This window comes from Nesterenkonia sp. F (assembly GCF_000220985.1).
In the GTDB taxonomy this organism is placed as follows: domain Bacteria; phylum Actinomycetota; class Actinomycetes; order Actinomycetales; family Micrococcaceae; genus Nesterenkonia.
The window spans coordinates 1-7,668 of the sequence record NZ_AFRW01000100.1 but is presented as its reverse complement, the minus strand read 5'-3'; the positions used below and the strand labels follow the sequence as shown (position 1 = coordinate 7,668).

Sequence of the window (7,668 nt, the reverse complement as noted above, 5' to 3'; positions counted from 1 at the left end):
CAGAGAAGACTGTGCCGCCTATCCGCGCCGCCTCCGGATGGACGTTCAGAGCATAGTCGTCAGTACGCCGCCGTCGGCACGGACGGCGCTGCCGTTGGTGGCCGAGGACATCGGGCTTGCGAGGTAGGCGGCGAGGTGAGCGATCTCTTCCGGCTCGATGAAGCGTCCGAGAAGTGACGTCTGATTCCCGGCGATGATCCCGGCTTTGAGCTCCTCCACAGAGGCCCCCTGGGCCTCAGCGATCTCCGTCACGGCTCGAGCGACTCCGTCGGAGTACGTCGGGCCGCCGAGAAGCGTGTTCACGGTGACGCCCGTTCCCTGAGCAACCTTGGCCAGACCATTGCTCAGGGCGAGCATCCCAGCCTTGGTGACCCCGTAGTGCGCCATATCCGCAGGGATGTTCACGCCTGATTCACTGCCGATGAAGATGATCCGTCCCCAACCTCCTCGCATCATCATGGGCATCAGCCCTCGTGACAGGCGCACTCCACTCATGACGTTCACGTCGAAGTAGCGCCTCCATTCGTCGTCGGTGATCTCGGTGAAGGGCTCGACGTCGAAGAGACCGACGTTGTTCACCAGGATGTCCACGTCCCCGAGTGAGTCGAGGAGTCGATCCACGTCGGCGGCGCGGGCGAAGTCGGCGACGATGCCTGTCACGCGTGCACCGCGGACTTCGCTCTCCAGAGTCTGCACCGCCCGGTGCAGACGACCGGAGTCTCGACCGTTGATGACCACCTCCGCGCCCTCGCGGAGAAGCTCCTTCGCGATGGCGTATCCGATGCCCTGAGTCGAGCCGCTGATGAATGCGCGCTTGGAGCTCAGCTGCAGATCCACAGACGTCCACCCTCTCGTTATTACTTGCTTGAGCAAATACATCATAGGTGGATTCAGTTGCCTGAGCAAGCAGATGTGTACCCTGGAGGGGTGGACGACCGCAGTGATCCCCCATCCCTCGGACATGATGACCTTGCCTCGTGGGCTGCTCTTGCGACAGTGCTGGAGTGGTTGCCGCCGGCCCTCGACGCCGACCTGGTCGAGGCTTTCGACCTCACCCATTTCGAGTACGGCGTGCTGTTCGCGCTTGCGGATGCTCCAGACCACACCTTGGGCATGAGCACTCTGGCCGGCTATGCCAACAGCTCGTTGTCACGCCTCTCACGGGCAGTGTCTCGACTGGAGGGGCGCGGGTGGATCCAGCGGTCGCAGAGCATCTCGGACAGGCGATCCACGCTGGCCACCCTGACGGAAGAGGGCAGCGAGGTCTTCCATCGCGCCGCTCCGGTGCACACGCAGACGGTGAAGAACCTCGTTCTGGATCCGCTCACGAAAGCCCAGCGACGCCAGCTGCACGAGATCAGCCGGCGGATCCAACGCGCGATTCGAGACGAGGAAGGATGGCAGCCGGACAGGAACGACCGCCGATCGGACTCCGACCGAAGCGGCCGTCAGACCGACGGCGGACCGTCGCGGGATGTCCATGGTCCCGAGTCATGATCTTCGCTCAGTGCTGACCTCTGACAGGTGACGGCGGGCGTCGTCGGAGCGGCGATCTCTGGGGCAGGAGTGTCACAGACCATCTGGGGCGCGTCGCTCGACCCATCGCAGAGTCGCTGCGGGGCAGAGCCCCGCATCGAAGTTCCGGGCAGTCTCATCCGACCCTGCAGCGATCCCGCGCCGCCGAGCTGCGCCACGGCGGCGCCCCGCGCAGGTCCCTGGTCGGACATGGGCCCGGTCCCGTCCCGCCGCGATACCCTGACTGACGATGAGCGCGCCGAAGAGATCCCGCCCTGCGAAGACCGCGTCGAAGGCCTCGTCGACGTCGAGGTCCGCCGCGAAGCGATCCCCGGCCCGTTCGTCCCCGAATCAGTCCCCGAAGCGCTCGTCGACGCGCCGCCCGACGTCGGCCGCCGCCCGGCGGACGACCACGAGCTCCCGTCGCTCGGCGTCGGCGTTCTCCTCGATCTCCTCCCGGACCACGAGCTCCGCCGGCCGCGGCTCGCGCATGCGCTGGGCCCGCTGGCTGTGGGCCGCGGTGATCACCGTCGTGCTGGGCACGCTGCTCTTCGAGTTCACGATGGTCTGGACCATCGGCGTCGGCACCTACATGATCACCATGGGGGAGCTGACCGGCCTGTGGTTCCTGGTCGCCGGCTACGTGCTGGCCTGCGTGCCGCCGGCCTTCGGACTGCTGGTCGCCACCGGCGGCTTCTGGCGCAGCATGACCCACGCGCTGTGGATCGGGCTGATCTACGGCACCGTCGGCTTCCTCCTCCTCGACCAGCTCGCCGGCCTGACCGTCTGATCCGCCGGGACGGCGACTTGCCCCGTCCACCCGCATGGGATCGACCGGATGTCACCGGTGACTCCTAGGCTGTGACCACGGCGGACGTCGACGGACGATCCGTCCCGCTCGCCCCCGCCCCGACCAGCAGGAGGCCCGCCCCGATGGATGCCGCACCCACGGCCCCAGGCCCGACGTCGACCGCCGAGACCGGGCGATGGCTCGTCGTCGTCGACACCGACGACGTCGACGTCCGGCACCGCGAGGTGCCCGAGATGCTGGACGCCGAGGGACTGAGCGTCGTCGGCTACTATCCGCGGCTGGGCGTGGCCGTCGTCGAGCGCGACGACGACCGGCTGGAGGGGCTGCGACTGCGCTGCCACGAGCGGCGGCGCCCGCTGACCCTGCTGCCCGAACGCACGTACCAGGCGCTGGACCGGCCGGTCGACGGGACGGCCGCGGCCGGCGCGGACTCTCCGACGAATCCGGCTGATCCGGACGAGCCCGCCGAGCCTGCCGAACCGCCCTTCGCCGACACCGCGGAGCACACCTGGGGGGTGCAGGCCGTGCGCGCCGTCGCCTCGGGCGCCACCGGGGCCGGGGTGAAGGTCGCAGTCCTGGACACCGGCTTCGCCGCGGATCACCCGGACTTCCGCGACCGCCGGGTGACCGCCGAGTCCTTCATCGACGACGAGGGCCCCGAGGACGGCCACGGACACGGCACCCACTGCATCGGCACCGCCTGCGGTCCCCGCGCCCCGGGGACGGTGCGCGGCTACGGCGTCGCACCGGAGGCGGAGATCCTCGCCGGCAAGGTGCTGGGCGCCGACGGCGGCGGATCGGACGCCTCGATCCTGGCCGGACTGGACTGGGCGCTGCAGCACGAGTGTGCGGTGATCTCGATGTCTCTGGGATCCGACGTCCGCGAGGTCCATCCGCCGTACGTGGCCGCCGGACGCCGGGCGCTGGAGCAGGGATCGCTGATCGTCGCCGCCGCGGGCAACAACGCCTCCCGGTCCGCCGGCGACCCCGGCTTCGTCGGAGCGCCGGCCAACAGCCCCTCCGTGATGGCGGTCGGGGCGATCGACGCCGAGCTGCGGATCGCCGACTTCTCGGCCCGGACGCTGCCCCGGCGCGGCGGACAGGTCGACGTCGCCGCGCCCGGTGTGGAGATCTTCTCCTCCTGGGCCGGCGAGCAGCAGCACCGCACGATCAGCGGGACCTCCATGGCGACCCCGCACGTCGCCGGCGTCGCGGCCCTGCTTGCCGAGAGCACCGGACTGCGCGGCCGCGCCCTGTGGGCGACGATCGTCCAGGAGGCGGTGCGGCTGGACCTCCCGTCGATCGACGTCGGCTCCGGGCTCACCGTCGTGCCGCCGCTCGAGCGGCCTGCCGAGGGCCCCGCTGAGGAACCCACCGGTGAACCCACCGCCTGAGAGGCGCCCGGGCATGCTCGGCGCCCGAGCCTGGGGCAGGCCCTCAGGGCCGGACTACGCTGACCCCATGGCACAGGACGAGCCGACCACCGCCTGGATCGTCACCGTCGACGTGCACCGGTCGGCCTCCCTCGACGCGGTCGCCTCCGCGCTGGAGGACTGCGGCCTCCGCGTCGACCGGGTGCTGCCCGCCGCCGGGGTGGTCCACGGCCGGGCGGACCGGGACCGACGCGAAGCCCTCGCCGCCGTCGACGGGGTGACCTCGGTGGACCCGGTCCGGGACGTGAGCATCGCTCCGCCCGACGCCGACGTGCAGTGAGCCGGGCGCTCGAGCTCAGGCCGCCGCGCGGGCCGGCACCATCCCGTGCGGGTCGATGACGAACTTCCGCGCCGCGCCGTCGTCGAATGCCCGGTAGCCCTCCGGCGCGCCGTCCAGGTCGATGGTGGTGGCGTTGACCGCCTTGGCGATCTGAGCCTTGTCGTGCAGGATCATGTTCATCAGCCGCCGGTTGTAGGACTTCACCGGGCACTGACCCGTGGCGAAGGTGTGCGACTTCGCCCAGCCCAGTCCCAGCCGGACCCCGATCGTGCCCTCCTCGGCGGCGGCGTCGACCGCGCCGGGATCCCCCGTCACGTAGAGTCCGGGGATGCCGATGCCTCCGCCGGCCGCGGTGACGGTCATGCAGTCGTTGAGCACAGTGGCCGGCGCCTCTCCGGCACCTTCGCCATGACCCCTCGCCTCGAAGCCGACGGCGTCGATCGCGGCGTCGACCTCGGGAGCCCCGAGCACCTCGGCGATCTTGTCGGCCAGCTCACCGTCGGTGCTGAGGTCGATGCCCACGCAGCCGAAGCTCTCCGCCTGATCGAGTCGAGCCCGGTTCATGTCGCCGACCAGCACCGCCGAGGCGCCGAGCAGCTGGGCCGAGTGAGCGGCCGCCAGGCCCACGGGCCCCGCCCCGGCGACGTAGACCGTCGATCCGGTGGTGACCCCGGCGGTGTAGGCGCCGTGATAGCCGGTGGGGAAGATGTCGGAGAGCATGGTCAGGTCCATGATCTTCTCCAGCGCCTGATCACGGTCCGGGAACTTCAGCAGGTTGAAGTCCGCGTAGGGGACCATCACGTACTCGGCCTGCCCGCCGATCCAGCCGCCCATGTCCACATAGCCGTAGGCCGCGCCGGCGCGGGCGGGGTTCACGTTCAGGCAGATGCCGGTCTTGCCCTCGTCGCACATCCGGCACCGGCCGCAGGCGATGTTGAACGGCACCGAGCAGATGTCGCCCTCGCCCACGAAGAGCACGTCCTCGCCGGTCTCGACGACCTCGCCGGTGATCTCATGCCCCAGGGTCTGGCCGACCGGAGCAGTGGTGCGACCGCGGACCATGTGCTGGTCCGAGCCGCAGATGTTGCTGGTGACGACCTTCAGGATCGCGGCATGCGGAGCCTTCTTCGGGATGCCGAAGTGGTCCGCCACCTGGCCGGGGATCTCCAGGGACGGATAGTCAGTCGACTGGACCTCCACCTCTCCGGGCGACTTATAGGTCACGATACGGTTCGAGCTGCTCATGGCGGGGCTCCTGCTTCGCTGAGGATGATGTGTCTCACATTCCGATCCTCACACTTACAGTCGCGGGTCTCCGTGACAAGACGTGCGGCCCTTCCCATGCGAAGCCGCTGAGGTGCACCTCCCCGGGTCGGTCAGCTCGCGGCGGGAGCCAGCTCCCCGACGTCGACCCAGGCGCCCAGCACCCGGGCGATGCCCTCGTCGTCGTTGGTCGCGGTCACGACGTCGGCGGCCTCGCGCGTCTCGGCGATCGCATTGCCCATCGCCACCCCGACGCCCGCGGTGCGCAGCAGGGTGACGTCGTTGCCGTTGTCGCCGAAGGCCATGGTCTGCTCCATCCCGATCCCCTCGGCGCGGCAGAAGTCGATCAGCGAACTGGACTTGTCCACTCCGGCCACGGTCGCCTCCAGGTAGATCCACGAGGAGTAGGTCAGCTCGATCATCTCGGCGAAGCGCTCGCGCAGCGCGGCCTCGAGCACCTCCAGCTCCTCGCGCTCGGCGCAGAAGAGGATCTTCGTCGGGTCGATGCCGGGCCGGGCGACGTCGTCGACCGCGCGCAGAGCGAGCCCGTTGCCCGCGGCCTCATGGATCGCCTGCGGGTGCTTGTCGTCGCCGACGACCAGCTCGTCGTCGTGCGGCAGCATGATCAGCACTCCGTGCTCGAGCCCGCAGCCGATCAGCGGCTCGGCCAGCGCCGGGTCGATCGGATGCCGGGCCAGGGTCTCGCCGGAGGCCTGATCGACGACCACCGACCCGTTGAGCCCGGCGAGGATGAGGTCCTCACCCAGCCCGCAGCGCTCGGCCAGCGCCCGCAGTCCCGGGATCGGCCGACCGGAGGCGAGCATGATGCGCGTGCCGGCCGCACGCAGCCCGTCCAGCGCCCGCAGCGTGCCCGGCTGGGGCCGCTTCGTGGAGTCGAGCAGGGTGCCGTCGATGTCGAAGGCGACCAGGCGGGGCGGGGTCTCGGGCGTCGTCTCAGTCGTCACGTGCTGATCCTATCGGTCGGCCCGTCGGCCGACCTCACCGCGTGGTCATCTGCAGGTCAGCCGCTCGTCGCGCCGTCGCCACCTGCGTCGAGGAGGATCGACGACGGCCATCGCAGAGAACGACCCGAGAGGGAGCATCGTGACCGACCGTCGCACCCACATCCTGGCCGGCCTCGCCGCCGTCGCCTTCATCTCCGTGCCCACCGCCGCCCATGCCGCGCCCGCGCAGGCCGCCGCGTCCGCGCAGGACGGGCGTCCCGCCGAGGTCGCGGTGACCGAGGTCGCCCACCGCGGCTCCAGCGCCGAGGCCCCGGAGAACACCCTCGCCGCCGTGCAGGAGGGCATCGCCGACAAGGCCGACTACGTGGAGATCGACGTCCAGCGCTCCGCCGACGGCGAGCTGGTCGTCATCCACGACGTCGACCTGACGCGGACCACCGACGTCGAAGAGGTCTTCCCGGACGGGGATTCCTACCAGGTCGGCGACTTCACGCTGGCCGAGCTCAAGCAGCTCGACGCCGGCTCCTGGAAGGGCGAGGAGTTCGCCGGCGAGCGCATCCCGACCCTGCAGGAGGTCCTGGACGTGCTGCGGCCCTCGCAGTCGGGGCTGCTGCTGGAGATGAAGTCCCCGGCGCTGTACCCGGGCATCAGCGAGGACCTGGTGGCCGCGCTGCAGGCCCAGCCGGGCTACCTGGAGTCGACGACGGCGAACGGCCGGCTGGTCGTGCAGTCCTTCGACTGGGAGTTCATGGCGAGGTTCGATCAGCAGCTGCCGCAGGTCACCGCGGGTCTGCTGGGCGCGCCGTCGGATGCGCAGATGGTGGAGTTCTCCTCCTGGGCCGACCAGATCAACCCGCACCACAGCTACGCCACGCCCGAGTTCGTCGACCGGGTGCACGAGCTGGGCATGGAGACGCTGGTCTACACGGTCAACGACCCGGCGCGGATGGAGACGCTGGTGGGCGACGGCGTCGACGGGATCATCACCGACGAGCCCGACGTGCTGGACGAGGTCCTGCGCGGACTCTGAGGGGTCGCGCCGCCCTCACGTCGAGTGGCGGCTCCCCGCGGCATCTCGCCTCCGACACGCCGTGTCGTCGGGGCAGATGCTGCCGGGAGCCGCCACTCGGTGCGTTCACCAGGCGGGACGCCGCTCACCGATCCGGCGCATGCCGGGCGACGAGATCCCGCCCGCGGGCGACCATCGTCTCGCGCAGATGCTCCGGGGCGCGGACCTCGACGCCGGGCACGGCCAGCAGCTGGACGGCGGCGATGTCGGCCCGCTCGACGGTGAGCTCCAGCTCCAGCCGGTCGCCGTCGCCGATCTCCGCGCCGTCGTCGCACGTCTCACCCGCATCCTGCGGCTCCCGGACCGCATGCTCCAGCGCTCCGTCGACGTCG

The 7,668-nt window shown here is 70.4% G+C and carries 9 protein-coding genes and 1 pseudogene; 5 read left to right on the top strand and 5 right to left on the bottom strand.

The window, feature by feature from the left end:
• Window positions 1-45 precede the first annotated feature (45 nt).
• Entirely contained in the window at window positions 46-963 is a 918-nt protein-coding gene (locus GU5_RS0108430; RefSeq protein WP_237704701.1) for an SDR family NAD(P)-dependent oxidoreductase, read from the bottom strand.
• 33 nt (window positions 964-996) lie between these two features.
• Between GU5_RS0108430 and GU5_RS0108425 the strand changes: the two genes are divergently transcribed.
• Window positions 997-1,497: a MarR family winged helix-turn-helix transcriptional regulator gene (locus GU5_RS0108425; protein WP_010525146.1), complete on the top strand. Its 501-nt coding sequence runs from the start codon at window positions 997-999 to the stop codon at window positions 1,495-1,497.
• Between the two features lie 369 nt (window positions 1,498-1,866).
• Here GU5_RS0108425 and GU5_RS17065 read toward each other — a convergent pair whose 3' ends face one another.
• Complete coding sequence (locus GU5_RS17065; protein ID WP_158217720.1) at window positions 1,867-2,058, bottom strand: hypothetical protein; 192 nt, start codon at window positions 2,056-2,058, stop codon at window positions 1,867-1,869.
• Between GU5_RS17065 and GU5_RS0108415 the strand changes: the two genes are divergently transcribed.
• The 3 genes from GU5_RS0108415 to GU5_RS0108405 all read left to right on the top strand — a co-directional run bounded on the left by GU5_RS0108415 (window position 2,036) and on the right by GU5_RS0108405 (window position 4,039).
• Window positions 2,036-2,305, top strand: a complete 270-nt coding sequence (locus GU5_RS0108415) for a hypothetical protein (protein ID WP_010525145.1) — start codon at window positions 2,036-2,038, stop codon at window positions 2,303-2,305. The genes GU5_RS17065 and GU5_RS0108415 overlap by 23 nt on opposite strands.
• Before the next feature lie 143 nt (window positions 2,306-2,448).
• Window positions 2,449-3,720 (top strand): S8 family serine peptidase, encoded by a 1,272-nt coding sequence (locus tag GU5_RS0108410; RefSeq protein WP_010525144.1) that lies wholly within the window; start codon window positions 2,449-2,451, stop codon window positions 3,718-3,720.
• A gap of 67 nt (window positions 3,721-3,787) precedes the next feature.
• Window positions 3,788-4,039, top strand: coding sequence for a hypothetical protein (locus GU5_RS0108405; protein ID WP_010525143.1), 252 nt, complete (start codon window positions 3,788-3,790; stop codon window positions 4,037-4,039).
• A 15-nt stretch (window positions 4,040-4,054) separates the two neighbouring features.
• Here GU5_RS0108405 and fdhA read toward each other — a convergent pair whose 3' ends face one another.
• Both fdhA and GU5_RS0108395 read right to left on the bottom strand, forming a co-directional pair.
• On the bottom strand, window positions 4,055-5,284 hold the full coding sequence (gene fdhA, locus GU5_RS0108400) for a formaldehyde dehydrogenase, glutathione-independent (RefSeq protein WP_010525142.1): 1,230 nt from the start codon (window positions 5,282-5,284) through the stop codon (window positions 4,055-4,057).
• A 131-nt stretch (window positions 5,285-5,415) separates the two neighbouring features.
• Complete coding sequence (locus GU5_RS0108395) at window positions 5,416-6,267, bottom strand: Cof-type HAD-IIB family hydrolase (RefSeq protein WP_010525141.1); 852 nt, start codon at window positions 6,265-6,267, stop codon at window positions 5,416-5,418.
• Between the two features lie 139 nt (window positions 6,268-6,406).
• Between GU5_RS0108395 and GU5_RS0108390 the strand changes: the two genes are divergently transcribed.
• A complete protein-coding gene (locus GU5_RS0108390; protein ID WP_010525140.1) occupies window positions 6,407-7,297 on the top strand; it encodes a glycerophosphodiester phosphodiesterase family protein in 891 nt (296 codons plus the stop codon).
• Between the two features lie 124 nt (window positions 7,298-7,421).
• On the opposite strand, the pseudogene GU5_RS17280 reads toward GU5_RS0108390, so the two are convergent.
• Window positions 7,422-7,668 (bottom strand): annotated as a pseudogene (locus GU5_RS17280) (hypothetical protein); the annotation flags it as partial.